The sequence below is a fragment of the Acinetobacter guillouiae CIP 63.46 genome, assembly GCF_000368145.1.
Lineage (GTDB): Bacteria > Pseudomonadota > Gammaproteobacteria > Pseudomonadales > Moraxellaceae > Acinetobacter > Acinetobacter guillouiae.
In genome coordinates this window covers 1,987,850-2,013,523 of sequence record NZ_KB849283.1, presented here as the reverse complement: position 1 = coordinate 2,013,523, position 25,674 = coordinate 1,987,850, and the positions used below count along the sequence as shown (strand labels likewise).

The 25,674-nt window shown below is 37.9% G+C and carries 25 protein-coding genes; 16 read left to right on the top strand and 9 right to left on the bottom strand.

From position 1 onward, the window contains the following. Positions 1 to 205 precede the first annotated feature (205 nt). Entirely contained in the window at positions 206 to 1,810 is a 1,605-nt protein-coding gene (locus tag F981_RS14500; protein ID WP_004722767.1) for an isocitrate lyase, read from the top strand. Positions 1,811 to 2,250: 440 nt separating this feature from the next. Here F981_RS14500 and F981_RS14495 read toward each other — a convergent pair whose 3' ends face one another. The 6 genes from F981_RS14495 to F981_RS14470 all read right to left on the bottom strand — a co-directional run bounded on the left by F981_RS14495 (position 2,251) and on the right by F981_RS14470 (position 6,782). Continuing rightward, complete coding sequence (locus F981_RS14495) at positions 2,251 to 2,538, bottom strand: PA4642 family protein (RefSeq protein WP_004722766.1); 288 nt, start codon at positions 2,536 to 2,538, stop codon at positions 2,251 to 2,253. Positions 2,539 to 2,760: 222 nt separating this feature from the next. Beyond that, positions 2,761 to 3,033, bottom strand: coding sequence for a cell division topological specificity factor MinE (minE, locus tag F981_RS14490; protein WP_004722763.1), 273 nt, complete (start codon positions 3,031 to 3,033; stop codon positions 2,761 to 2,763). Positions 3,034 to 3,035: 2 nt separating this feature from the next. After that, a complete protein-coding gene (minD, locus tag F981_RS14485) occupies positions 3,036 to 3,848 on the bottom strand; it encodes a septum site-determining protein MinD (protein WP_004722761.1) in 813 nt (270 codons plus the stop codon). Positions 3,849 to 3,914: 66 nt separating this feature from the next. Further along, complete coding sequence (gene minC, locus F981_RS14480) at positions 3,915 to 4,634, bottom strand: septum site-determining protein MinC (protein WP_004722759.1); 720 nt, start codon at positions 4,632 to 4,634, stop codon at positions 3,915 to 3,917. Between the two features lie 143 nt (positions 4,635 to 4,777). After that, a complete protein-coding gene (locus F981_RS14475; RefSeq protein WP_004722756.1) occupies positions 4,778 to 5,827 on the bottom strand; it encodes a hypothetical protein in 1,050 nt (349 codons plus the stop codon). Positions 5,828 to 5,864: 37 nt separating this feature from the next. After that, positions 5,865 to 6,782, bottom strand: a complete 918-nt coding sequence (locus F981_RS14470; RefSeq protein WP_004722754.1) for an acyltransferase — start codon at positions 6,780 to 6,782, stop codon at positions 5,865 to 5,867. A 381-nt stretch (positions 6,783 to 7,163) separates the two neighbouring features. Here F981_RS14470 and F981_RS14465 point away from each other — a divergent pair, with 381 nt between their 5' ends. The 10 genes from F981_RS14465 to F981_RS14420 all read left to right on the top strand — a co-directional run bounded on the left by F981_RS14465 (position 7,164) and on the right by F981_RS14420 (position 18,502). Continuing rightward, entirely contained in the window at positions 7,164 to 7,814 is a 651-nt protein-coding gene (locus F981_RS14465) for a YiaD family glycine zipper/OmpA-like lipoprotein (protein WP_004722751.1), read from the top strand. A 451-nt stretch (positions 7,815 to 8,265) separates the two neighbouring features. Continuing rightward, positions 8,266 to 10,305 carry a UvrD-helicase domain-containing protein gene (locus F981_RS14460; protein ID WP_004722749.1) on the top strand — a complete coding sequence of 680 codons (2,040 nt, stop codon included), beginning with the start codon at positions 8,266 to 8,268 and terminating at the stop codon, positions 10,303 to 10,305. Positions 10,306 to 10,406: 101 nt separating this feature from the next. Beyond that, complete coding sequence (gene dut, locus F981_RS14455) at positions 10,407 to 10,859, top strand: dUTP diphosphatase (RefSeq protein WP_004722748.1); 453 nt, start codon at positions 10,407 to 10,409, stop codon at positions 10,857 to 10,859. A 230-nt stretch (positions 10,860 to 11,089) separates the two neighbouring features. Beyond that, complete coding sequence (locus F981_RS14450; protein ID WP_004722747.1) at positions 11,090 to 12,529, top strand: phosphomannomutase/phosphoglucomutase; 1,440 nt, start codon at positions 11,090 to 11,092, stop codon at positions 12,527 to 12,529. A 58-nt stretch (positions 12,530 to 12,587) separates the two neighbouring features. Then, the gene (argB, locus tag F981_RS14445) at positions 12,588 to 13,493 is read left to right on the top strand and encodes an acetylglutamate kinase (protein ID WP_004722746.1); all 906 of its coding nucleotides are present in this window, start codon (positions 12,588 to 12,590) and stop codon (positions 13,491 to 13,493) included. Between the two features lie 175 nt (positions 13,494 to 13,668). Then, a complete protein-coding gene (locus tag F981_RS14440; protein WP_004722745.1) occupies positions 13,669 to 14,454 on the top strand; it encodes a GNAT family N-acetyltransferase in 786 nt (261 codons plus the stop codon). Positions 14,455 to 14,639: 185 nt separating this feature from the next. Continuing rightward, positions 14,640 to 15,488, top strand: a complete 849-nt coding sequence (locus F981_RS14435) for a class II glutamine amidotransferase (protein WP_016539214.1) — start codon at positions 14,640 to 14,642, stop codon at positions 15,486 to 15,488. 934 nt (positions 15,489 to 16,422) lie between these two features. Continuing rightward, positions 16,423 to 16,878 carry a bacteriohemerythrin gene (locus tag F981_RS14430; RefSeq protein WP_004722743.1) on the top strand — a complete coding sequence of 152 codons (456 nt, stop codon included), beginning with the start codon at positions 16,423 to 16,425 and terminating at the stop codon, positions 16,876 to 16,878. Positions 16,879 to 17,081: 203 nt separating this feature from the next. Next, positions 17,082 to 18,164 carry a membrane protein gene (locus F981_RS14425; protein ID WP_035371674.1) on the top strand — a complete coding sequence of 361 codons (1,083 nt, stop codon included), beginning with the start codon at positions 17,082 to 17,084 and terminating at the stop codon, positions 18,162 to 18,164. Positions 18,165 to 18,172: 8 nt separating this feature from the next. Beyond that, positions 18,173 to 18,502, top strand: coding sequence for an RnfH family protein (locus tag F981_RS14420; RefSeq protein ID WP_035371671.1), 330 nt, complete (start codon positions 18,173 to 18,175; stop codon positions 18,500 to 18,502). 84 nt (positions 18,503 to 18,586) lie between these two features. Here the strand turns inward: F981_RS14420 and F981_RS14415 are convergent, their stop codons facing one another. Continuing rightward, positions 18,587 to 18,985 (bottom strand): outer membrane protein assembly factor BamE, encoded by a 399-nt coding sequence (locus F981_RS14415; RefSeq protein WP_004722739.1) that lies wholly within the window; start codon positions 18,983 to 18,985, stop codon positions 18,587 to 18,589. 112 nt (positions 18,986 to 19,097) lie between these two features. On the opposite strand from F981_RS14415, the gene fur reads away from it, so the two are divergent. Beyond that, the gene (gene fur, locus F981_RS14410) at positions 19,098 to 19,535 is read left to right on the top strand and encodes a ferric iron uptake transcriptional regulator (RefSeq protein WP_004722737.1); all 438 of its coding nucleotides are present in this window, start codon (positions 19,098 to 19,100) and stop codon (positions 19,533 to 19,535) included. 79 nt (positions 19,536 to 19,614) lie between these two features. Here fur and F981_RS14405 read toward each other — a convergent pair whose 3' ends face one another. Together F981_RS14405 and F981_RS14400 are read right to left on the bottom strand one after the other, a co-directional pair. Continuing rightward, the gene (locus F981_RS14405; protein ID WP_004722736.1) at positions 19,615 to 20,733 is read right to left on the bottom strand and encodes a PilT/PilU family type 4a pilus ATPase; all 1,119 of its coding nucleotides are present in this window, start codon (positions 20,731 to 20,733) and stop codon (positions 19,615 to 19,617) included. Between the two features lie 25 nt (positions 20,734 to 20,758). Next, complete coding sequence (locus tag F981_RS14400; RefSeq protein WP_004722735.1) at positions 20,759 to 21,796, bottom strand: type IV pilus twitching motility protein PilT; 1,038 nt, start codon at positions 21,794 to 21,796, stop codon at positions 20,759 to 20,761. Positions 21,797 to 21,919: 123 nt separating this feature from the next. On the opposite strand from F981_RS14400, the gene F981_RS14395 reads away from it, so the two are divergent. The 4 genes from F981_RS14395 (at position 21,920) to F981_RS14380 (ending at position 25,663) form a co-directional block, all read left to right on the top strand. After that, positions 21,920 to 22,612 carry a YggS family pyridoxal phosphate-dependent enzyme gene (locus tag F981_RS14395; protein ID WP_004722732.1) on the top strand — a complete coding sequence of 231 codons (693 nt, stop codon included), beginning with the start codon at positions 21,920 to 21,922 and terminating at the stop codon, positions 22,610 to 22,612. Positions 22,613 to 22,734: 122 nt separating this feature from the next. Further along, positions 22,735 to 23,568 (top strand): undecaprenyl-diphosphate phosphatase, encoded by an 834-nt coding sequence (locus F981_RS14390; protein WP_004722731.1) that lies wholly within the window; start codon positions 22,735 to 22,737, stop codon positions 23,566 to 23,568. Positions 23,569 to 23,773: 205 nt separating this feature from the next. Then, entirely contained in the window at positions 23,774 to 24,577 is an 804-nt protein-coding gene (locus F981_RS14385; RefSeq protein WP_004722728.1) for a thioesterase family protein, read from the top strand. Positions 24,578 to 24,871: 294 nt separating this feature from the next. Beyond that, entirely contained in the window at positions 24,872 to 25,663 is a 792-nt protein-coding gene (locus F981_RS14380) for a hypothetical protein (protein ID WP_004722726.1), read from the top strand. The last annotated feature ends 11 nt before the right edge of the window (positions 25,664 to 25,674 follow it).

Genomic DNA, 25,674 nt, shown 5'->3' with positions numbered 1-25,674 from the left:
AGATTTCTTATATAATTATAATACGACTTTGATCTACATATTTTTTAAATAAATACTGAAAATTAACTCAGAATATTGGATTAATTTGAGGAGTCAATCTAAGCTAAGACCATAACAACGAAGTGTTCTAAATCTGTACAAACAAATACCGAGTGGATTTAGCTCTTCGATTGATGAAATCCTAATATTATTACAGGAACATATCATGACTACATACCAAACAGCGATTGATGCAATCCGTGAATTAAAAGCAAAATTCGGAAGCACATGGCGCGATATTAGCCCAGAAGATGCTGCGCGTATGCAAATGCAAAACCAATTCAAAACTGGTTTAGATATCGCTAAATATACAGCTGCGATCATGCGTCGTGATATGGCTGAATATGATGCTGACTCTAGCAAATACACTCAATCTTTAGGTTGCTGGCATGGTTTCATTGCACAACAAAAAATGATTGCGAATAAAAAATATTTCGGTACTACAAGCAAACGTTATATCTACCTTTCTGGTTGGATGGTTGCTGCTCTTCGTTCAGAATTCGGTCCACTTCCTGACCAATCTATGCACGAAAAAACTTCTGTACCTGCTTTAATCGCTGAAATCTATACATTCTTACGTCAAGCTGATGCGAAAGAACTTAACGATTTATTCCGTGCACTTAAAAAAGCAAACGAAGCTGGTGATACTGCTAAAGCTGCTGAAATCACTGCTCAAATCGACGGTTTCCAAACTCACGTTGTGCCAATTATTGCGGACATCGATGCTGGTTTCGGTAACGAAGAAGCGACTTATTTACTTGCACGTAAGATGATTGAAGCTGGTGCTTGTGCACTACAAATCGAAAACCAAGTATCTGATGCTAAACAATGTGGTCACCAAGCTGGTAAAGTAACTGTTCCACATGAAGACTTTATCTCTAAAATCCATGCATTACGTTATGCATTCTTAGAAATGGGTCTTGATGACGGTATCATCGTTGCGCGTACTGACTCTGAAGGCGCTGACTTGACTCAAAAAATCCCAGTGGTTAAAGAGCCAGGTGATATTGCTTCTCAATATATCAGCTACTTAGACACAACTGAAATTGACATTGCTGATGCTCAAGAAGATGAAATCTTGATTAAACGTGATGGTAAATTACACCGTCCTAAGCGTTTAGCTTCTGGCTTATATCAGTTCCGTGAAGGTACTCAAATTGACCGTGTTGTACTTGACTGTGTGTCTAGCTTACAAAACGGTGCAGATCTTCTTTGGATCGAAACTGCGACTCCAAACGTTGAAGAAATTGCACACATGGTTAACCGTGTACGTGAAACAGTTCCAAATGCGAAGCTTGTTTATAACAACAGCCCATCATTCAACTGGACTTTAAACTTCCGTCAACAAGCTTACGATCGTTGGGTTGCTGAAGGTAAAGACGTTTCTGCTTATGACCGTGCTAAATTAATGAGCGCTGAGTACGATGCTTCTGAATTGGCTGCTGATGCTGACTCGAAAATCCGTACATTCCAAGCAGATGCTTCTCGTGAAGCTGGTGTATTCCATCACTTGATTACACTTCCGACTTACCATACTGCTGCGCTTTCTACTCATGAGCTTGCACAAGGTTACTTCGGTACTGAAGGTATGTTGGCTTATGTTGCTGGCGTACAACGTAAAGAAATCCGTGGTGGTATCGCTTGTGTTAAACACCAAGCAATGGCGGGTTCTGACATCGGTGATGATCACAAAGAAATCTTCTCTGGTGACAATGCACTTAAAGCGCATGACGATGCTAAAAACACAATGAACCAATTCGCTGCTCACTAAGCACTGATTTGATTCGAAGAACCCAGTGTAAGCTGGGTTTTTTTATGGCAGAAGATAAGCAATTGTAGGGTTTGAGATTGCTAGCTTTAAATGATATCAACCAACAAGATGTACACTTGAGCTGGTAAATAGGGGGGATATTGAATAATAATTATAAAAGTAAGCATACTGCTATTTGAAGTAAATCAAGATTGGGTGAAATTAAAATATGGTTAAAGACTGAATGAAATAGTGTGGCTCTATAAAAGTTTATTTATTCATGTTGATGTGTATAAGTATTTAAATCATTGTATTCAATAGTGATGAGGATACGTTTGAGAATTTTGAGATATACATTGAGAAAAAGAGGGCTATATAAAATAAAAATGCCCAATGAAATTCATCAGGCATTTATTGATTAACAATATTGAGTTGTATCGTGTTATTCGCGTATTTAGTTGTTAAGCAAACTTTGCCAATACGTCTAAGAAACCTTCTTTTTGACGCGGATATTCTGCGATCACATCATGAATACGTTGACCTTCAGGATTAGTTGCATTGATGTCTCGACCATCAGCAACAAATTTGGTCAACAAACGTTCATAGTCAAACGGGCGCATATGTTTAAATGCGTGATAAAGTACATGAAAATCTGTATTAGTACCTTCAGGAGGAAGTTGATCTAAATAGGCAAATACACGCTCGTCTGACCATTCTTCATTGAACGTTGCTGGCTGTGAAAGTGCCATAACAGCATCTCCTCAAAATAAAATAATTCTAAATCAAATGATTGATTTGCAGCATTATATAAACCTTATTGAGCTTTTGTTTAATAAGGATAAATACAATATTTAGCTGAAAAAAATCTAAAATAAAAAGGGCAAAATATATTGCATGAGTAAAAGCAATGCTTTTTGACTCTGCCCTATATTTTGCCCTGAATCAATTCACTTGACTAATCAATAATGAAATTATCGTTCTTCAGGTAAATTGATATTCATTTCCAACATTTCAATGTTGGCTTCAGAACGAACTTGCATTTGAATATGCTGTTCATCCACACCACGGACATAACGATTAACCACTTGCATGATTTCTTTCTTCATTTGGTCAATCTTGTCTTGGCTTAAACGTTTGCCCAAACCGTTTTCAGAAGCAACAATAACTTTTAAGCGGTCTTTAGCAGTTTGGGCGCTAGATGGTTTGTCATCATTGCTAAAAAGTTTACTCCAAAATCCTGCCATTTCTACGCTCCAAATAACCGTGCTAACCAACCCTTAGGTTTCACTGTAATATGTCGATAAGGACGTTCCTCACCCAAGAAACGCGCAACTAAATCATCATATGCTTGCCCAGCAGATGCTTCTTGGTAAAGAATGACAGGTTTACCTTCATTCGATGCCTGAAGCACGCTAGGGCACTCTGGAATGACGCCTAAAGTTGGTACACGTAAGATATCTTTTGAGATATCATCAATGGTCAACATTTCTTGTTTATCGGCACGCTCAGGGTTAAAACGCGTAATACATAAATGCTTACGAACACGCCCTTCGTTGTTTTCTACTTTTTTCGTCTTACTGTCGAGCATACCGATAATACGGTCTGAATCTCGAACAGAAGAGATTTCTGGGTTTGTTACAATAATTGCTTCATCTGCATGATACATGGCTAAAATCGCGCCACGCTCAATCCCCGCAGGTGAGTCACAAATAATATAATCGAACTCTTGCGAAAGCTCATCGATTACACGAGCAACACCATCATCGCTCAACGCATCTTTATCACGGGTTTGTGATGCAGGTAAAATATATAGATTTTCAATATCTTTATCACGAATCAATGCTTGTTGTAAGCGTGCTTCGTTATTGATGACATTAACAAAATCATACACCACGCGGCGTTCACAGCCCATGATCAAATCTAAATTACGCAAACCCACATCGAAATCAATCACAACAGTTTTATGACCACGTAGGGCTAATCCTGTTGCAAAAGATGCACTCGTCGTAGTTTTACCTACGCCACCTTTGCCTGATGTAACGACAACAATTTTGGCCACCGAATCCACTCCTGTTATGGTCATTTTACCCGATTAAACGAGTTTTATATGGTGTTAATTTATACCTTAAAATTGCAAAGCTTCAAACACTAGCTCTTGCTGGTCATTCAAGTAAATATGTACAGCCTTTTTAATGACATCTTGAGGAATGTCATCTGCCACACAATATGTTCCTGCAATAGAAACCAATTCGGCTTCTAGTGAATGACAAAAAATTCTTGCAATGGTGTTACCACCTGCGCCTGCAATGACTCTACCACGAACACTGCCATAGATATGTATATTTCCTGAAGCAATCACTTCCGAACCACTGTTAATACCAGCATTCAGTATGATGTCCCCATGATCTTGAACTAGGCATTGACCAGTTCTTAAAATTTCATCATGGTATGAGGTTATATGACTCAATGTTTTAGGTGTATCAACGCTTGCATTTGGGGTCGCCACAGTTGGAGCTTTTACTGGTGTTTCAACCACTTGCTCTTTCGTCGGTTTAATCCGTTGCAATGGACGATCGGCAGGCAAGACTGGAAATTGAATTGCACGTGCTTGATCACCCAATAAACCATCAATCACAGCCATAGGCTGTAAATCTAGACTGATAATGAGTTGAATCAGGGCAATAAGCTCTTGTTCAACTGTGCTATCAATAATGACTAAAGCCCCTTGATAAGAGGTTTCACTCATCATTGAAGTTAATTGCTGGCGGATGGCATCATGATCATTAGTATCGAAGGTTAATCGGGTAAAATTAACCATTCTGCCTGTAATCCGTATATCAGCCATAATTATTCCTTAAAAGGCGTGTGACCTAAATTTTCTATCTAAGCGTCAAAAATTGTGAAATAGGGCAAATGCTAGAACATATTGAATGATTTCTCTAGCAAAGATACAAATATTTTCAATGAATTGCTTATTCTTTGAATCACTTAATCTTTTACTTGATCATTTTTTTCTAATTCAAGCTGCCATTGTTTTACTTTCACTTGTTTCCTTAACGATTCTAAACTTTCATAGACCACAGATTCAACCAGTTCTTCAAGCTTCTGATTTTCAATATTTAACTGGCTTAATTTGGTTGAGATCAGTTGATAGGTCGCGTTTGGATTGTGTAGATTGCCTTCTGTAAAAGGTTCAACCAATCCTTGGGTAATGTTCTCACCTAACTGTTGCCCAATATTTTGAATCTGATTTTCAATCATACTGCCTGCAATTGGGATCATGCGCAATAACTGGGTCAATTGCGGGGTGTCCTCAATCGCTTGACGTACAATCTGTCCGACATTATGGGTAATCACATGACTTTGTGCTTTTAGTTCAGTGGCCAAAGACTCTTGTAATACTTCAGCTAAAGTTTGTGCAAAACGATCTCTATGATGATCAATTAAATCATGAATGATTTTTTTATGACTTGAGCTGGTGTCTAATTCTTGTTTAATTCCATCAATGACTGTAATCACAACACGATCAGATAATTCTTCCATCAGCACTCGATAATAAAACAGCACACGTTTTAGAATGTTATCGGGAATAACCTTATAACCTAACTCATGAAAATGATAAGCAATAATACCGACGCGAATTAAACGTAAAAAACGTAAATAAGGAATAATCGCTAAAATCTCATACCAATGAATAAATGGAAAGAAGAACCAACGCGCATGGTGTTTGTTGATAATTGCGATCAGCCAGCGAATGCCTAATTCAACAATCAAAAAGGTAATAAACCAGCTTTCCGTTTTAATCACCCATGGATGCAGATCTGTTTTGTAATACTGTAAAACTTGCGGTAAATGAATTTCATTGAAAAGCCAGTCACCAAAATTACTCATTAAAAAAGCATTGGCACATAAACAGAATAGGTTGAAGACGATGATAAACATCATAAAGATGTCATAACCAAAAGCGATCCACCATCCTCGTGACATATCGTTTTTCGTTTCTGTACTGTTTTCGAGTGGTGGAACTTGCTCTGTCATATCCATCCTATTCTGTGGTTTTTTCTTCAATTGAACGTTAGTGGTTATATTTTTGTTTTATGGTGCTAATCAGTTGATCTTTTTCAGTCCATAAATCATCAACCCAGTTTTGAAAGCGTTCGCGATATTCTGCATCATCTTCATAATTGCCACCCAATACCCATTCAGGAATCTCAATTTTACGCATATTGACTGCAATTCGAGGGACTTCGCCTAACCAGAACTCGCCATAACCGGGTGCACCATCTGGATACACAATGGTCATATCCACCAGTGCATCAATCTTATCACCTAAGATACTTAAAGCGAGTGCGAGTCCACCAGCCTTAGGTTTAAGTAAATTGGTAAAAGGTGATTGTTGTTGAGCATGTTTTTCTGGGGTAAAGCGTGTTCCTTCAAGATAGTTGAGTAGCGTAAAAGGCTGGCTTAATAACTGTTCACAGGCTTTACGTGCTTCTTCCATATCACGTGTTTTGAGTTCAGGATTTTTTGCAATCTGCTCTTTTGTATGGCGTTTCATCATTGGAAAGCCCAGAATTTTAAAGGCTTGCCCGACAAACGGTATAAAGATCAGTTCCCATTTGGTGAAAAAGCGGGTGAGTGGCATGCGTGTTAGACCAAAATATTGGTTTACGGTGGTATCGACCCAACTTTGATGATTACAGGTCATTAAATAACGACCTTGCATATTTAAATCCAAGTTTTCATCAACGGTAATGTCCCATTGTGTTTCTGGAAGAACATGATCAATCAACCAATTATTGACGCTTAACCAACTATTGGTGATGTTGATATTGGTTTCATCCACCTTTTTTGACTTTTTAAATAATTTGGTCAAGCCTAAAGCTAAAACAGGCGGGCCGTGAAAAAAAGTACTACCAGTAATCACTGAGCCAACGGTTAAACCTTTCGTAATTTTTTTTAAAATAGGTTGCTTCTGCTGTTGAGATGACATAGAACAGTCCTAATGATTTATTGTGAGTGCCAGTTCAAGCGACTAGGATATTTTTTACTATCACGTTGCGGCCTTGGAAAATCATGTTAGTCTTGATTTAGCATAACTAGATTTCGGATTTGCTGCCTCGTATTCGCTCAAAATATACATCGTTGTAAACATAGACGAATTGTCCACAGACTCTAAATATAGTCGTTACAATGCAATTTAAAAAGACACATTTAATGACTATGTATAAATTATGATGATCACTTTTGTAAATTTCATTGTAAATATTACAAAATGTAAAAAAATACGTGATTGTTAACAAAACGCCTATAGTGGTGCTTTGTTTTTTATACCAAAATTAAGCTAACAAAAAACACAACTTGGAGGCATGCAATGCGTGCACTATTAATTACAACACTTACAGCAGGGGCTTTAGTACTTTCTGGCTGTCAAACAACTGGTAATAACATCGGTGGTATGGAGTACGACAAATCTGCTATTGGTGGTTTGATCGGTGCAGCAGCGGGCTATGGTTTGTCTCGTGGTAATGCAAACTCATCTGCACAAAACAATCGTGCAGCAGCAATTGGTGCGCTTTTAGGAGCGGGTACTGGTCTTTATTTAGACAATAAAGAAAAGAAATTACGCCAACAAATGCAGGGTACTGGTGTAGAAGTTAACCGTAATCCAGATGGTTCTGTTGCTTTAATTATGCCTGGTAGCATCACATTTGATACCAACAAATCAACAATTAAGCCGAACTTCTACGGTACTTTAAATAAAGTTGCTCAAACTTTAATGGAAGATAACAAGAGTGTAATTCTTGTTACGGGTTATACAGATAATACGGGTAATGATTCAATCAATATTCCATTGTCTCAAAACCGTGCGTATTCAGTTGCAAACTACCTTAAAGGTAAAGGTGTAGCGAGCCGTATTGATACTCAAGGTTATGGCTCACAAAACCCAATCGCAGATAACTCAACTGCTGCGGGTCGTGAACAGAACCGTCGTGTTGAAATCAGCATTTATGCAGCAAACTAATATCCGACAAACTAAGAAATCGTAACAACAGTAACGCATTTCTTAGTTGAAGGCATTGAGTTGAAAGCATTGAAAAGGAGTCATGGTTCGCTATGATTCCTTTTTTTATGCTCCAAATTTTTATTTAAACCGCATCAATCTGTTTAAGGTTGTGGTTCAGATTTTTTATCATTAAAACCAGCGTTGATGCTATAACGGTCTCTCTTCTTGCTGCTATTTGCTAGCTGTTATGATGGCTTTTGGTTATGCTTTCGCCACTTGATCACCAGCCAACTGAATAACAACAACTCATAACAAAATAGAGTATTGAAATAATAAGGTTTGAAACTAAAGCAGAATTTAACTGAAATTATTTTTATCTGGTTTTTATATTGGAAAAATTCAAATTAAGCATTTTGCAACTCTACTTTAGATGACTATAATCGAGCTCGAAGTTTTTAGAGGATGAACAATGTCGAAAGCAAGTCAACTGAATGACAAGCAACTTGAAGCCATGAAATATACTCAAGGACCCTTGTTAGTACTTGCAGGGGCGGGTTCAGGTAAAACCTCAGTAATTACAAGAAAAATTGCGTATTTGGTCCAGCAGTGTGGGATTCCTGCGCATCGAATTACCGCAATGACTTTTACCAATAAAGCTGCACGTGAAATGAAAGAACGTGTGGGTAAGTTGTTGGGTAAAGAAGAAGGGAAAGGGCTTTCAGTTTCAACCTTCCACACCTTTGGTTTAAATTTATTAAGAATTGAGCTGAAAAATACTCCACTTAAAAATAATTTCTCAATCCTTGATGCCGATGACTGTAAGCGTATTCTTATGGACTTGATGCATCGTGATAATTTATCGGGTGCTGAAAGCAAAGAATTGATTGCTAAAGCCATGAAAAAGATTTCAGATTGGAAAAATGATTTGATTGTGCCTGAGCAAGCACATACGACTTGTGAAACACCAGAAGATGTGCAGTTTGCCCACTTGTATCAATTATATGAGCGAAATTTACGGGCTTATAATGCTGTAGATTTTGATGATCTGATCGTAATGCCAACACGTCTCTTACAAGACAATGCAGAAGTTCGTGATCGTTGGCAAAACCGGGTTCGCTATCTACTTGTGGATGAGTATCAAGATACCAATACCGCGCAATATATTTTGGTAAAATTATTGGTCGGTGTGATGGGGCAGTTCACCGCTGTAGGTGATGATGACCAATCCATTTATGCATGGCGTGGTGCAAAGCCTGAAAATATGGCATTGCTCAAAGAAGATTTTCGTAATTTAAAAGTGATCAAGCTGGAGCAAAACTACCGCTCTACCAGTCGTATTTTAAAAGCCGCGAACCATGTCATTGAAAATAACCCACATATCTTCGATAAAAAGTTGTGGAGTGATAAAGGTCATGGTGAGGTCATTCGAATCATTACGTGTCGTAATGATGATGATGAATCTGAACGTGTAGTAAAAGATCTACTTACGCATAAATTGATGAATGGCAAAAACTGGAAAGATTATGCGGTGTTGTATCGCGGAAATTTCCAAGCACGTGTATTGGAAACTCAGCTACGTCAAATGCAGATTCCATACAAGCTCTCTGGTGGTCAATCTTTCTTTGGTCGTGCAGAAATTAAAGATGTGATGAGCTACTTACGTATCATCATCAACCCTGAAGATGACAGTGCTTTTCTTCGTATTATCAATACGCCTAAACGTGCAATTGGCCCTGTAACACTTGAAAAGTTAGGTCTTTTTGCCCAAGAAAATCATTTATCACTGTTGGCTGCGGCAAGTGATCAACGCTTAACTATGGTAATGCCGAAAAAGGCTACTACACAACTGGCTGAGTTTGCTGGCTTTATCAATGATTTCACTCGTGAATTGTTAGATGACGATGAACCTGTTCCTAAAATTCGTCAAATGATGAATGATGCAGGCTATATCGATTATTTACGTGAAACTGCGGCAACGCCTGCACAAGAAAAAACCAAGATTGATAATGTGGAGATGCTCTATACCAGTATTCAAAGCTTAATCAATCGTGCTGAAGATGTAGATGAAAAGAACATTGAAAGTGTGATTCGTAAAATGGTGTTGCTGGATATGCTTGAGCAACAACAGGAAGATGAAGACACCGATAAGGTCAACCTGCTGACATTACATGCATCTAAAGGTCTGGAATTTCCATTTGTTTATATTATGGGCTTAGAAGAAGAACTTCTGCCACATAAGAACTCCATTGCCGCTGAAACGATCGAGGAAGAACGCCGTTTAATGTATGTGGGTATTACCCGTGCACAACAAGGCTTAACCTTAACTTTGGCTGAGCAACGTAAAAATGGTGGGCAAATGAAACAAATGACCCCAAGCCGCTTCTTGGATGAATTACCACAAGATGAGTTGGATTGGTTAGGGCGTAAGAAAAAATTAGCTGAAAATGTTGATCCTAAACAACAGGCACAGCAATATTTACAAAACTTAAAAGCGTTATTAAAACGTTAATTTTTTAAATCAGTTCTTTTATTTTTCTTTCGATTTGCTTTTAAACAGATCGAAAGACATAGAAGAACCTTTAACAGCTTTATTTAATCAAGGATTTCAATATGAAAGTTCAAGTAAAAGTACTTGATCAACGTTTAGGTCAAGAATGGCCAATGCCAACATATGCAACAACAGGTTCAGCGGGTTTGGACTTACGTGCATGTGTAGAAGAAGCGATTCAAATTGAACCTGGTCAAACTGTGTTGGTTAAAACAGGTATGGCCATTTATATTGAAGATACTAATTTTGCTGGTCTAGTTTTACCACGTTCGGGCTTGGGCCATAAGCATGGGATCGTATTGGGCAACTTGGTTGGCTTAATTGATTCAGATTATCAAGGCGAATTGATGGTTTCTGTTTGGAATCGTGGTCAAACCACTTTTACTTTAGAACCAGGTGAGCGTTTAGCACAGTATGTTTTAGTGCCTGTCGTTCAAGCGCAATTTGATATTGTAAGTGAATTTGAAGCGACTGAACGTGGTGCTGGTGGTTTTGGTCACACTGGGAAGAACTAAGTTTTTCTCATCATTTTTAAAGCCTGATTTATCAGGCTTTTTTAATGTTATATTGAATTGTAACAAAAAGTATGTATAACGCTGTATATAAAATTGAATATATTATCAAGAGTTTTTTAGTATATTGCATTTGACCCGATATAAATATTCTCATATAAATGAATTGCTTGCTTATCATTAGAGCGATAAAGCTGACGAAATAAAGGGTTAAGCAAATAGAAGTTTTGCTTATGAAAAAGATGAACGATTTTCCTTTTCAGATTTTCCGCGCTTATGATATTCGTGGAAAAGTTGAAATGATGCCACCTGAATTGATTCAGGCAATCGCATATGCTTTAGTTGATCAACTGATTGAAAAGGGTCAATCAAAAATTACCTTGGGATACGATGCTCGATTAAGCAGTCCTGCGTATGCTCAAATTATCAAACAGGTATTTCAAAATAAAGACATTGAAGTCACTGAAATAGGTTGTTGTGCTACACCACAATTGTACTTTGCCGCAAGAAATACGCAGGGCAATGGCATCATGGTCACAGCCAGTCATAATCCAAAAACCGACAATGGTATTAAATGGATTATGCAGTTTGAGCCACCGTCTCCTGAAATGATTCAAAACATAGGCATTCAAGCAAAAAATTATCTGCAAAGTGAACAGTTGTCATGGATTGATGCCGAATCTGTGATTCCAAGCGCGACTCATCAAATTAAATCTGAATTTTGTCTGTCCTATCAGTCTGCGTTATTAAAAGATATTCAGTTAACCCGACCACTCAAAGTCGTGATTGATGGCTTAAATGGTTCAGCAGGCTATTGTGCCAATCTTGTTTTAAAAAAATTGGGTTGTGAGGTGATTGCATTACGCTGTAATGCTGATGGAAACTTCCCTGACCATGCGCCAGATCCTTCACAAGCCACACACTTAGAATTATTACGACAAAATGTACTTAATCATCAGGCAGACATTGGTATTGCTTTAGATGGTGATGGCGATCGTGTGGTTTTATTGGATGAAAATGCCCATATTATTTCAGCGGATCGGCTTTTAGCATTGTTTGCCCAAATGTGTTTAAAAGATCACCCACAGCATGAAATTGTATTTGATGTGAAATGTTCATCTATGGTGCGTCAAGTGGTTGAACGTTTGGGTGGTCAAGCCAAGATGATTCGGACTGGTAGTAGTTTTTTACGCAAATACATGTCGCAATCAAAAGGCCGAGCTGTCTTTGGTGGTGAGTACGCAGGTCATTATGTATTTAATGATGGGCGTGGACTTGGTTATGACGATGGTCTATATGCGGCTTTACGTGTGATGGAATACTTATGTTGTTTTCCTCAAGCAACATTGTCTGAAATCTTAGCCTGTTATCCTGACCGTTTTTATACTGAAGATACTTATATCAGTACCCATCGTACTGATCCGAAAATTGTTTTGAATGAGATCGAACAGCTCAGTCAACAATTTGGTGCCGAGCTGAGTAAAATTGATGGTGTTCGCCTTGATTTTGAGCATGGTTTTGGCATTATTCGGGCATCAAATACAGGTGAATATTTTACCGTACGTTTTGATGCAGATTGTCCAAATTGTTTAAATGAAATTCGTCAGACATTTGCGTCTATGCTCAGTGATCGTTATCCTATGATCGCCCAAGATATTCTACAGGCACACTGATTTCTTGCATCATCCATATTCATCAGTCTAATTCCTACAGCTCACTAAGGAGAGGCGAATGCCACATCAGCATACTGGCATCGACAAAGCGCAAATATTGACAGAGGCTTTGCCATATATTCAACGATTTTCAGGTAAAACACTCGTTGTAAAATATGGTGGCAATGCAATGACTGATCCAGAGTTGGAAAGCTCATTTGCTCGCGATATCGTTTTACTCAAAACTGTAGGTTTAAATCCGATTGTCGTACATGGTGGTGGTCCACAAGTAGATTCATTGCTTAAACAGTTGGGCCGTGAGTCTGATCGTATTGATGGAATGCGGGTAACGGATCCTGCAACCATGGAAGTGGTTGAGATGGTTTTAGGCGGCAGCGTTAATAAATCTATCGTTAATCTGATTAATCAGCATGGTGGACGTGCCATTGGTTTAACGGGGAAAGACGGTAATTTATTGCGTGCTCAAAAGCTCTTGATGGAAAAGACACTTGCTGATGGTACAGTCACGCAAATTGACTTAGGTCTAGTTGGGGAAGTGACTGGGGTTAAAACTGACGTTTTAGAAATGTTTACCCAAAGTGATTTTATTCCAGTGATTGCGCCTTTAGGTGTAGATGAAGACGGTCAAACTTATAATATCAATGCAGACTTAGTCGCAGGTAAAGTGGCAGAAGCTTTGGGCGCGGAAAAATTGATTCTATTGACCAATATATCAGGTGTTTTAGATGAAAATAAAAACCTCCTGACTGGTCTTAGTACTCAAGAAGTCGATCGTCTCATTGAAACTGGGGTGATTTACGGGGGCATGATTCCTAAAGTGGGTTGTGCCTTAGATGCGGTTAAAGGTGGGGTTGTGAGTGCGCACATTGTAGATGGGCGGGTACCTCATGCAACACTCTTAGAAATCTTTACCGATCATGGTGTAGGAACCTTAATTACCAACCGTGCCAAGCCTCAGAAATAATTTTTAATCTATAGATTATTTTTTTAAAATGCCAGTGTGAAAACATTGGCTTTTTTATTTTGCCGATTTTATTTCAAATTCACCATTCATAGCGTGTTTTTAAACGTTCATTTTTTCGTCATATAAGTGTCATCAGGATTGCATAGTGTAAGTAAAAGCTCAAGGAGTCGAAAATATGTTCGCAAAATTAAATCAGTATCGCCAGAACTTCCAGAACTTAAATTTACCGTTACCAAAACCTAAAAAAGCACAATCACAATATAAATTTGAATGGGTTGAAGACCTGAAACAACTCAAAGAAGTACAAAAATTTCGTGCAGTACAATTCGCAGATCAGTTTGGCATTACATTTGAAAATGGATTAGATCAAGATTTATATGACCTTGATTGTGAGCATGCGGTATTACGTGATAAATGGAGCAATGAGATTGTTGCCTACACACGTCTGAAGTTGATTCAGGGGCATGAACTTGCACGTAGTTATAGCGCACAAGAATTTGATGTTTCTCAACTTTCACATCTATCCAATATTGTGGAAATAGGCCGTACGTGTGTACATCCGCGTTATCGTAATGGACGTGCATTGTCGATGTTGTGGTTAAACTTAGTTCCGACAGTGCTTTGGAAAATGAAGGCAAAACACTTAATGGGTTGTGTCAGTATCCGTTTAGAAGACAATAAGGCACGTGCTTACTATACGCATCAGCATTTGAAGAAAATGAATGCTAAACAGTCGATTGATATAAAGGCAAATCCCGCTTTTGAACCGAGTCATCCAGAGTATAGCTTTCCACAAGATGAACGAATTCCAAAGTTGTTTGATGTCTATTTGAAAATGAATGCGCGTTTATCGAAACAGGCATATCACGATGAAGCATTTAATTGTTTAGATTATTTTGTCTTTTTAGATGTCAATGAAATTGCCAAAAACTTTGTTTTAAACAAAATGGTTAATCGCTGAGTGTCCGAAAAATAAGGGGACTTAGAGTTTGATATCCTAAAAGTACCCCAATCATTTTACTGATCTGTGTTAAGTCATGGGTATAATATGCATCTGTTTGCAGTTATTTTCAGTTATTGAGATTTGCAAGCAGCTGCGTAGTCATGCACAATATTCTTATAAATAAAATGTTGTATGAATACACTATGTGCCAATTGCTTGGAATGAACTGCGCTGCTCCCACTGATATTACTTTTTCGTTTCGTGGGTTTTCTCAACGTGCAGGAATAACCTCTGATCATTCTGATGGGTTTGGCATTGCCTTTTTTGAAGATAAAGCATGTCGTTTATTTGTCGACAATCAATCTGCAGTCTTGTCACCGATTGCTGAACTGGTACGTAACTATCCAATCAAATCACGGAATGTCATTGCGCATATTCGCAAAGCAACTCAAGGTAAAATCACCTTAGAAAACTCCCACCCCTTTATTCGTGAGTTATGGGGTAGACAGTGGATTTTTGCGCACAATGGTGATTTACATAACTTTCATCCACATTTGTCAGGGCGTTTTACCCCTGTAGGCAGTACCGACAGTGAGCTGGCATTTTGTTATTTGCTTGAACAACTGGTTTTAAGATTTGGTTATTTTGAACCGAGTTTAAATGATGTATTTGCCTTGCTTGAAGAAATTTCACCTAAAATTGCAGAATATGGCACTTTTAATTTTTGCCTCTCCAATGGACAAGCATTGTTTAGTTATGCGACAACGAAGCTGCATTGGATTGTACGCGAGTATCCATTTACATATGCACGCTTGGTCGATATTGATGTCGATATTGATTTTAGTCAATTTACGACAAAAGAAGATCGTGTTGCCGTGATTACCACAGAGCCATTAACTCAAAATGAAGTTTGGACCGCATACCAACCTGGTGAGATGATTTTATTTAAAGATGGTCAAGTGATAAAAACAGCAACAACACATGTTGAAAGACTTGCTCGTGAGGCTGCTGATCCAAGTTTGGTTAGAGTCACCAAGGCAGATCAATATTAGTTTGATCTGAATGAATTCATATGATGATTGGGGGGAGGCGTTATTCGCTAACTCCATGTTTTTTTAAGTATAAATCATTGTAAAAATAAAAAATAATTCAATTTAACTAGCCCATTCAGGTTTTTATAGGTGCTTTTGTACTAGCTATAGATGCAAGAATTATCTTAGATCGATAGCAATTTCCTTATCATTCGGTTACAGGGTTTTTTTCACTAAATCCTGTAAAAATTACTTCGAATTATTTATTGTAAATCGCATTATTTTGAATGATCAAAGTCTCATATTAAATTGTATAGGATGGTCATCTTTGATACTTAACGGAGTATTTTGATGCTACTACAACAAACAGAAGACGATCAAAATAATAATGTTTAGTCATATTCTCTTGATAAACTTTAAGTAATAATCTTGTTCTAATTATTTAAATTTGACATAAAATTGTCATGATAAAATCTATATTTTAACTCTTTTTTAAGTGAATCATGAAATAAGTGGAATGAAAATAGTAGGTATAAAATACTTTTCACTTGAATAAAGAAATTATTTAAAAATATAACAAAATCACAAAAGAATATTTTTTCTTATTTTGCAAAAATGATCTTAGTTCGCTTTTATCACGAGAAATCGTGTTGAAAATAGTAATTGAAATATTATTTGATGTGGTTGTTTTAAATTTTTCGATTACACATTAATAATCATTTATTTATGCTAAATAATAAATATAGACAATCAATAAAATTATTTAAACTTAATAATTGGTTAAAAAATATCTTACTCTTTTAGTACGGATTAAAATATTATCTAAGTATAAACAATAACTTAATTTATTTAATAGTTTTTTTAATGAATCCCGACTAATACAGTTCATTTTTATTTAGAGAGATAGCCGTTAATATGGTTGCTGAAGGTCAAGACATTATTTTAAGGTGATCGTATGAAGATGAGATGGATTCCAGAATATAATACGGGTATCGATGTGATCGACGATCAACATAAAAGGATTTTGGATTACATCAATGAAATTGATGAAATCGGTATGGCAACCGATCGTGTTCGTATTAAGCAAATTCTTGATAATATTATTGACTATACACAATCTCATTTTACCTTTGAAGAAAGCTTACAAGAAGAAGCGGGTTATAAGTACCGTGTTCCTCATAAACGTGTACATGACTTATTTATTAAACGTATTGAAAGTTATCGTACCAGTTTTGAAGAAGGGCATTCTATAGAAAAAGAATTGCATGAAGTGTTGTCTAAATGGTTAATTAATCATATTCAACATGATGATGCAGATTATGTGGGGGCTGTAAAATTAAATATGATGGGAATCATTAAAGAAAACGAAAAGAAAAAAGGCAAAAATTGGTTTGCAAGATTTTTTTCATAATTTACAGGCATTTTATGATTGTGAAATTATGGGAATCACCAGCTCTCTAACTAAAAAAATTCAGAGGGGATAAAAAGAAATAACAAAGATTATAACAATATCTAGCGCAGCAAATCATCGAGGGGTGATTTGCTTTTTTCTTTTAAGCTTTGATTTTCAGCATCGACAAAGGCAAAATAGCAGAACTTTTTACGAAACACCTCATGCAGGATTATTCTATGTCACGATGGTTATCGCCGCTCATGGCATTTTGTTTATCATTTATGATTATCGCAGGTTTAGCTCCAAGTCTGGATATTCAAACTGATCGACAAATTGATTTTTGGATATTGTGGTTAGTGTCAATGCTGGTGTTGGCATTGCCGATTACTTATTTAGAAGTTGCTTTAGCAAAGCGTTCTAAAACAACTGCACTCAATGCCTTGTCTAGCTTAACTCGTGATGCTGACGCATCTCAATCGTGGCGTATTGTGGGTTGGCTGGCTGTTATTTTTATTCCATTCTTAGCGGGTGGGATTTTATCGAATATCAGTCAAAGTGCTGTGCAGGTTGCGAATTTACCGATAGAAAGTCATCTGTTATTTGCAGGTGCCGCTGTAGTGGCTTTTGCTTTGTCTTTTGCGCCTCGTCAAATTTTAGTGGGTTTGATCACGATAGGCGTGCTGCTTTCTTTAATCCTTGCACAAGTTTTCGGTACACACTTACCCGCTTGGCATGTTACTCCTGTAGAGTTTAAGGAATGGGGCAATGCAACAATTTTAGCCCTTGTGGCTACAGGTCTCGGTTTAGGCTTGTATTGGCAAACCAGCTTGTTGAATGTCCAACAGAATAATGAGGCATCTAAAACAGCTTTACCTATTTGGATTGCGCAATTGGTTGCTGTGATTGCCTTTGGTTTTTTTGCAGCTTCAGCACAAATCCCTGCCTATACTTTATTATTTACTGCAGTCATTTCAGCCGCGCTATTATTACAACTGGGCAAAGAACAGTTAGCTCAACGCCAAGTCGGAATACTTATTCAATTTGTAGTGTTGTTAGTGGCATTATTCATTTGGGCAATTCCAAACATTGCAGTGCTGTTTAATCCATTGCTGATGATTTGGGGCTTGGTCATTTGCTTGATTTATTCAATCTTTGTGGGTTGGATCATGAAAATCAGCCATCTACGTAAAGCAATCAATTTTAGTTCAGAAGCGTTTTATAATATTTGGCGTATTGCGGTACGAATTGTTTTACCTTTGAGTATTGTGTTGGCATTGGTATCCTATATTGGACAGTTAATTTAAGGGTCAAGGTGAATCTCGTGGCAAAGATTTGGGTGGCATATGCTGCCGAAAAGCAACAATTTCACATTGAGTTACAATTTTCTCAAGGCATGACGATTGCCGATGCAATTGCGCAAAGTGGATTGGCGCAACAAGTAGAATTACCTGAAAATTTTAGTTTCGGTATTTTCGGAGTGAAAATAAAAGCGCAATCGCATTTGCTACAAGCAGGTGATCGTGTTGAAATTTATAGAGCTTTAACGATTAATCCAAAAGATATTCGTCGCAATCGCGCAAAAGCAAATCCTGTCGGACGTTACTGCCGTGGCAATCGCTATCAACAATTGTTATTTAAATAAGGCGTTATTTACAATAATCGCTTTAAACAATTGAATGCATATGAAAAACCCCTCATTGAGGGGTTTCTTTTTATCGCAAAGTGTCTATAGTGGGGGCGCATTCAATATTGCTTCTTTAGAAGCAGGTAAACCAGGTTGAGACTCAGGAATGGTTTCTAAACCTTCAATTTTGTTTACGACACCTGATTGATCAAAATAAACCTTTAAATGTTGGCCATGTGCTGCGGGAATCTTCGCTTTTTTCGCGTAAGTTCCTGGGATATAGTTGTAAATGTAATCCCATCGTCCTGGATTCAATGGATCTGAGACTGTTGGGCTACCCAACAAGAACTGTACTTGTTGGTAGGTCATACCGACTTGAATTTTTGAAGCTTGAGCTTGGGTTAACGGTGTTCCCTGAGGAATATCGACTTTGTATACTCCAAATACAGAACAACCACCAAGTAAAGAAGCGACGAATAACGTCAGCATGATTTTTTGCATTTTGCTACACTATCCCAAATTAATTATGATGCAATTGATCCAAGGATAGATCATACTGCATCTCAACTCTGTTGCATATTCCAACTTAAAATTTGTTGAGAGACCTTTTTATATGCCTATTTCAAATCAAGATTTACGCAAAGCTGGACTTAAAGTTACCCTACCACGAATCAAGATTTTGGAATTATTAGAAAATTCAAGACAACACCACTTGAGCGCGGAAGACATTTATAAAACATTACTCGAACAAGGTGAAGATGTCGGTCTAGCGACCGTATATCGTGTGTTAACACAATTTGAAGCTGCTGGAATTATCCAGCGCCATCATTTCGAAAACAATCATTCTGTTTTTGAAATTATGCAAGAAGATCATCATGATCATTTGGTTTGTCAAAATTGTAATAAAGTCGTTGAATTTACTAATGAAACCATCGAGCATGAGCAACATTCGGTAGCTGAGAAACATGGCTTTCAATTGACTGGACATTCTTTGAATCTGTACGGTTATTGTGATGAACCTGCATGTCAGGAAGCTTATCGTAAGCGCTAGAATCACATAAATACAACAAATGAAGAGGGGGCTTAACTAAGCCCCCTCTTTTTATATCAGCTTATTTTTTACTTTTGAGCTACTGTCCATCAAAGGTGAGTTTGCTATTTGAATTGAGTAGCTGTGCACCACCTTCTTCATCCAATTTGATTTGTAGACGTAAATCATTTGGAGAATCAGCATGTTTAAGTGCGTCTTTATAGGTAATTTGTCCCGCTTTATAGAGGTCAAATAAAGCTTGGTCAAATGTCTGCATACCCAATTCACGAGAGCGCTTCATCAAATCCTTAATTTCATGTACATCACCTTTACGGATTAAGTCTGAAACTAACGGTGAGTTGATGAGAATTTCAATTGCAGCACGACGAGAATTACCGTCTGGTGTTGGAATCAATTGTTGCGCAACCATGGCTTTGAGGTTAAGTGATAAATCCATAAACAACTGGCTATGACGGTCAGACTCAAAGAAGTGAATAATCCGGTCAATTGCTTGGTTGGCGTTGTTGGCATGCAGTGTGGCAAAGACTAAGTGACCTGTTTCAGCAAAAGCGATGGCATAGTCCATGGTTTCACGAGAGCGGATCTCACCAATTAAGATCACATCTGGTGCTTGACGCAAAGTATTCTTAAGTGCAATTTCAAAAGAATCTGTATCAATTCCCACTTCACGTTGGGTAATAATACATCCTGCATGTTCGTGTACAAATTCAATTGGGTCTTCAATGGTGATGATATGACCTTTAGAATTTTGATTGCGATAACCAATGATGGACGCAAGCGAAGTTGATTTACCTGTCCCTGTTGCACCAACAAAGATGATGATCCCACGTTTGGTCATTGCGAGATCTTTAAGGATAGGTGGTAATTTAAGCTCATCCATGGTCGGAATTTGAGTTTCAATACGACGCAAAACCATTCCTGGCATATCACGTTGTTGAAAAGCACTGACACGGAAACGCGCAGTTTTATCGCGATTGGTAATGGCAAAGTTACATTCACGCGTCTCAGCAAATTCTTTACGCTGCTTTTCACTCATAATAGAGTTTAGCAATTGCATAATAATTTCGCCGTTTAACTTGGTTTTTACCACAGGAACAATTTGACCATTAATTTTCATTGATGGTTCAACATCCGCGGTAATAAATAAGTCTGATGCTTTTTGCTCAATCATCATGTTGAGCAAGTCATTAAAGTCCATCTTTTTTAAACCTCAATAATCCATTTTATAAGAATGATTCTGGTTGTTTTGCTACATTTCTTGCAACTTGAGGACTAATAACACCTTTGGCGACCAGTGTTTTTAAACTCTGATCCAATGTGGTCATACCATAGTTTGCACCGGTTTGAATTGCTGAATACATCTGTGCAACTTTGTTTTCACGAATCAAGTTACGAATTGCAGGAATACCAATCATGATTTCATGTGCTGCAACTCGTCCGCCACCATTCTTTTTCAGCAGGGTCTGTGAAATAACCGCTTGTAATGATTCTGATAACATGGCACGGACCATGTCTTTTTCTTCAGCAGGGAATACGTCAATCACACGGTCAATGGTTTTTGCCGCTGATGTGGTGTGTAGTGTACCGAAAACCAAGTGACCTGTTTCTGCTGCAGTTAAAGCCAGGCGAATGGTTTCAAGGTCACGCATCTCACCAACCAAGATAATGTCAGGGTCTTCACGTAATGCAGAACGCAGTGCTTCATTAAAGCCATGTGTATCACGATGCACTTCACGTTGGTTGATGAGGCACTTTTTAGATTGGTGTACAAATTCGATTGGGTCTTCGACCGTTAAAATATGGTCATAGCGACTATCGTTAATAAAGTCAATCATAGAGGCCAATGTGGTTGATTTACCGGAACCTGTTGGACCTGTTACAAGGATCAAACCACGGGGTAACTCACAAAGATCCTTAAAGATTTGTCCTAAACCTAAATCTTCCATGGTCAATACTTTGGAAGGAATGGTACGAAATACAGCACCCGCACCACGGTTTTGGTTGAATGCGTTGACACGGAAACGGGCAATACCTGGAACTTCAAATGAGAAGTCAGTTTCTAATTGTTCTTCAAAATCACGACGTTGTTTATCATTCATGATGTCATAAACCAGTCTGTGAACTTCTTTATGTTCCAGTGCTGGTAAATTGATACGACGGACCTCACCATCGACACGAATCATCGGTGGCATACCTGCTGAAAGGTGTAAGTCAGATGCACCGTTTTTGACGGAAAACGCCAATAATTCTGTAATATCCATAATGTCCCCGAATAAAAACCTATTTGCTTAATTATTTTGTAGAATAATAAGGCCTTTCACTCAGCATAACCAACAATTTCATTGCTTGGAAGCTGAAATTTTTATGAAATGAGAACCTTGTCAATGAATGATCTAAATCAAGCTCGAAATCATGTACTCGCGCAAATTCAGCAGGCCTGTTTGGCTGCAAATCGAGATGTGAGTCAGGTACAGTTGTTGGCAGTTTCCAAGACACATCCAAGTACGTTATTAAAAGAAATGTATGTTACGGGTCAGCGTGCTTTTGGCGAGAATTATTTACAAGAAGCGCTCGAAAAAATTGAAGATTTAAAAGATTTAGAGATCGAATGGCACTTTATTGGTCATGTGCAGCGCAATAAAACCAAGCATCTTGCTGAAAAGTTTGCGTGGGTGCATGGAGTTGATCGTTTTATCATTGCAGAGCGTCTCTCAAATCAACGAGAAGCTACTCAAACACCATTAAATATTTGCTTGCAAGTCAATATTGATGCACAAGATAGTAAAGATGGTTGTCAGCCTGATGATGTGGCAGATCTGGTGAAACAAATCAGTCAATTAAAGAATTTAAAGTTACGTGGTTTAATGGTGATTCCTGCACCTGATCATCCGCAAGCATTTAGTGATGCAAAGCAATTATTTGATCAGGTTAAAGTTCATCATGCGCATGCTGAAGATTGGGATACGTTGAGCATGGGGATGTCTGGAGATATGGTAGAAGCCATTGCCGCAGGGTCAACCATGGTACGTATCGGGACGGCTTTGTTTGGTGCACGAGATTATTCAAGTCAGCGTTAAAGGTCAGACTAAAACTGGCTTGGAGGCTGACTTAATTTTCGCTGGGTTTAAGTTTATTTTAATTTAGATTTAATGCTGTAAACGTATAAGGCATCAATAATTCTAATCCGTTGAGATTGTTGATGACTATTTTTCATGTACTTATTCTTGCCATCATACAAGGGTTTGCAGAACTGCTGCCTGTATCCAGTTCAGCGCATGTGATTGTGGCTGAAAAATTGATGGGTTTTGACCCATCAGCGCCTGATATGACGTTTTTATTGGTGATGCTACATACAGGAACCATGTTTGCGGTCATTGTGTATTTTTGGAAGTCTTGGCGCACAACCTATTTTTCGTCATGGGATCGTTTTAAAAAACAAGCATGGTTTGTGATTGTTGCAACAGGCATCACGGGCGTACTCGGATTGGCACTACAATCGATGATCAAACATGTCTTTTTTGCTGGGGCAAACCACTTTGAAATTGAGCAATTGTTTAGCAACTCAAAATTAATGGCTGCTGCTTTAGCTTCTGCTGGTGTATTGATTATTTTATCCTCTCGATTAGATCGTGGACAGGTTGGTGATGTGACGATGAAAAGTGCGGCATGGATTGGCGCAGTTCAAGCTTTATGCTTGCCGTTCCGTGGTTTTTCACGTTCAGGTGCAACAATTTCAACAGGATTATTCTTAGGTGTCGCTCGCCAAAAAGCGGAAGAGTTTAGTTTTGCCTTGGCAGTGGTGTTAACCCCAGCGGTGATTGTAAAAGAGCTTTATCGATTGCTACATGCCGAGAATTTTCAAAGTATTCATTTAGCTCAACTGCTTTTACCCAGCATGTTTGGGATGCTGTTTAGCTTTATTGCAGGTCTTGTTGCTTTAAAATGGCTATCGAGTTGGCTTGAACATGGCCGCTGGCATTTCTTTGGTATTTATTGTCTGATTTTTTCAGCTGTCGTTTTACTCATCGGTTAAATATAGGCTTTCAAATACTGACTTTTCAATATGTCACTCTTTTTAATATCTCACTTTAAATTTAAGCGTTCAATCCAGTGTGAAAATATTGAACGCTATGGGTCATTTTTCCTATTAGTATTAGACTTCTTTGCTTAAGTCGAGTACAAAAATAATGCGGAATTATATGTATAGCGAATGATTTTTAAGAGTGATAGGGAAGTTTATGTCTGCATATTATCAATTGATTCAGCGTCATATCGATGAGCAGGGTGTAGTGACTGCACATTATCAATCGACACATCATGCTCAAGGGGCTTGGAATGCGCATGAGCAACATATGGCACCAGCGACAGGGGTTATTTGTGCTGAATTAGAGCAGTTTTCACCTCGAAATGATGTTCGAATTGGTCGTATAAGTTTAGATATTCTTGGATTAATTGCGGGTGGTGAATTTTATATTCGGACAAAAGTGATTCGTGCTGGCAAGACCATTGAACTGATTGAATCCGAAATGGTTACACAAGGTAAAATAAGCATTGTGGCGAGAACTTGGCGCATGATGACCAATAATAGTCAAATTGTTGCAGGTTTAGAGGATCAATCTATTGGTACGCCTGAACAGTTACCAATTTGGGATGAAATACGTCAATGGCCTGGTGGCTATATTCATTCGATTGAAGCAAGGACTGAGCAACGTCGACAAGGAGCTGGTATTGTGTGGCTTAGCAATACTTTGGATATGGTTGAAGGTCGACCGACATCGTCATTTGTGAAGTTAATGGGAATGATCGATACTGCAAATGGTGTCGTGGCGAGACAAACCCCCCCTTTTAATTGGGGCTTTCCAAACTTAGATTTACAAATTCATTTATATCGTTTGCCTCAAGGTCAATGGTTAGGTTTAGAAACCGTACAACAATATGGTGACGATGGTATTGGTTTAACCAGTTCTGTCTTACATGATATTTATGGGCCATTTGGACGTAGTGAACAGATTCTAACTCTAAGACCTATACAAGCTGAGTAGTTGCATGAATGAAATCAAAAACTGTATTTCTACATACAGTTTTTGATTTGTGTTGGTATTTATTCTTTTGAATAGTAATTAGATTTTTACATTGGCTAAGATAAATCACTATAAAAAAACAATTCTATGTACTGGTAAAATGAAGCTGATGAGTATCCGTTTAAGCATTTGGAATTTACTTTAAGGCAAACTATTCAGTTAACTTTTTTAAAATATACTCAACAATTCTAGATGTAATATGATCCTCAATTTGACTATACTGATTTGAATAAAATTTAAAAACTGGAATAGAATATGTATAAATCCAAACTATTATTATGGTTATGTCTTTGTGCTTTAATCAGTGCTTGTAGTACTGCAAAATATTCTTCAACTCAGGATGCTACTTCACAAGAAATCGAATCTGCACCTTCACCTACCTCAGCAACAGCTAAAGCTGCACCAGCGCCAATTTCCAACCAAAATCGAGTAAAGTCGGAAGAGCGTTTGGGAACGAAATGGGGAGATGACGTGAGTTCGTATGTGACTCAAGTTGATTTAAAACGTTTAAGTAGTAATCCTATTGATGAAACTCAAATTCGTTATGCCAGTAAGCAATTTTCAGGACGCAGTATTAACAGCATTTCTTTAGCCGCTGGAAAAATTAGCTTTTCTGTTGTAGATGATCGTGGGCGAATTTTACCACTGTATCGCGATGGTGAGCGTTATTATCTCTCAGCCCGTGATGGACAAAGCTATCAATTGCGTTATGCCAATACCAGTAGCCAAACCTTTGAAGTTGTTGCAAGTGTCGATGGCCTAGATGTTCTTAATGGAAGTAAAGCTTCACGTTCAAATAGTGGTTATGTGTTAAGACCTTATAGCTCATTTGCGATTGAAGGTTTTAGAAAAAGTAACTCATCTGTAGCTTCATTTATTTTTAGTAAGCCAAATGATGCTTATGCTGCCAACTCTGCCAGTGGTTCTATTCAAAATACTGGTGTGATTGGTACAGTGGTGTATGAGTTAAAAGCACCTAAATACGATCTACCCAAAAAATCTAAGGATACTTATGCGCCCGCACCAAATGCCTTTCCTGCGGATTAATTAAAAATATC

Excerpts from the sequence above, each read along its gene's own strand:
- F981_RS14500 (WP_004722767.1), top strand. The coding sequence starts at position 206 with ATGACTACATACCAAACAGCGATTGATGCAATCCGTGAATTAAAAGCA.
- F981_RS14495 (WP_004722766.1), bottom strand. The coding sequence starts at position 2,538 with ATGGCACTTTCACAGCCAGCAACGTTCAATGAAGAATGGTCAGACGAG.
- minE (WP_004722763.1), bottom strand. The coding sequence starts at position 3,033 with ATGGCAGGATTTTGGAGTAAACTTTTTAGCAATGATGACAAACCATCT.
- minC (WP_004722759.1), bottom strand. The coding sequence starts at position 4,634 with ATGGCTGATATACGGATTACAGGCAGAATGGTTAATTTTACCCGATTA.
- F981_RS14475 (WP_004722756.1), bottom strand. The coding sequence starts at position 5,827 with ATGACAGAGCAAGTTCCACCACTCGAAAACAGTACAGAAACGAAAAAC.
- F981_RS14470 (WP_004722754.1), bottom strand. The coding sequence starts at position 6,782 with ATGTCATCTCAACAGCAGAAGCAACCTATTTTAAAAAAAATTACGAAA.
- F981_RS14465 (WP_004722751.1), top strand. The coding sequence starts at position 7,164 with ATGCGTGCACTATTAATTACAACACTTACAGCAGGGGCTTTAGTACTT.
- F981_RS14460 (WP_004722749.1), top strand. The coding sequence starts at position 8,266 with ATGTCGAAAGCAAGTCAACTGAATGACAAGCAACTTGAAGCCATGAAA.
- dut (WP_004722748.1), top strand. The coding sequence starts at position 10,407 with ATGAAAGTTCAAGTAAAAGTACTTGATCAACGTTTAGGTCAAGAATGG.
- F981_RS14450 (WP_004722747.1), top strand. The coding sequence starts at position 11,090 with ATGAAAAAGATGAACGATTTTCCTTTTCAGATTTTCCGCGCTTATGAT.
- argB (WP_004722746.1), top strand. The coding sequence starts at position 12,588 with ATGCCACATCAGCATACTGGCATCGACAAAGCGCAAATATTGACAGAG.
- F981_RS14440 (WP_004722745.1), top strand. The coding sequence starts at position 13,669 with ATGTTCGCAAAATTAAATCAGTATCGCCAGAACTTCCAGAACTTAAAT.
- F981_RS14435 (WP_016539214.1), top strand. The coding sequence starts at position 14,640 with ATGTGCCAATTGCTTGGAATGAACTGCGCTGCTCCCACTGATATTACT.
- F981_RS14430 (WP_004722743.1), top strand. The coding sequence starts at position 16,423 with ATGAAGATGAGATGGATTCCAGAATATAATACGGGTATCGATGTGATC.
- F981_RS14425 (WP_035371674.1), top strand. The coding sequence starts at position 17,082 with ATGCAGGATTATTCTATGTCACGATGGTTATCGCCGCTCATGGCATTT.
- F981_RS14415 (WP_004722739.1), bottom strand. The coding sequence starts at position 18,985 with ATGCAAAAAATCATGCTGACGTTATTCGTCGCTTCTTTACTTGGTGGT.
- fur (WP_004722737.1), top strand. The coding sequence starts at position 19,098 with ATGCCTATTTCAAATCAAGATTTACGCAAAGCTGGACTTAAAGTTACC.
- F981_RS14405 (WP_004722736.1), bottom strand. The coding sequence starts at position 20,733 with ATGGACTTTAATGACTTGCTCAACATGATGATTGAGCAAAAAGCATCA.
- F981_RS14400 (WP_004722735.1), bottom strand. The coding sequence starts at position 21,796 with ATGGATATTACAGAATTATTGGCGTTTTCCGTCAAAAACGGTGCATCT.
- F981_RS14395 (WP_004722732.1), top strand. The coding sequence starts at position 21,920 with ATGAATGATCTAAATCAAGCTCGAAATCATGTACTCGCGCAAATTCAG.
- F981_RS14390 (WP_004722731.1), top strand. The coding sequence starts at position 22,735 with ATGACTATTTTTCATGTACTTATTCTTGCCATCATACAAGGGTTTGCA.
- F981_RS14385 (WP_004722728.1), top strand. The coding sequence starts at position 23,774 with ATGTCTGCATATTATCAATTGATTCAGCGTCATATCGATGAGCAGGGT.
- F981_RS14380 (WP_004722726.1), top strand. The coding sequence starts at position 24,872 with ATGTATAAATCCAAACTATTATTATGGTTATGTCTTTGTGCTTTAATC.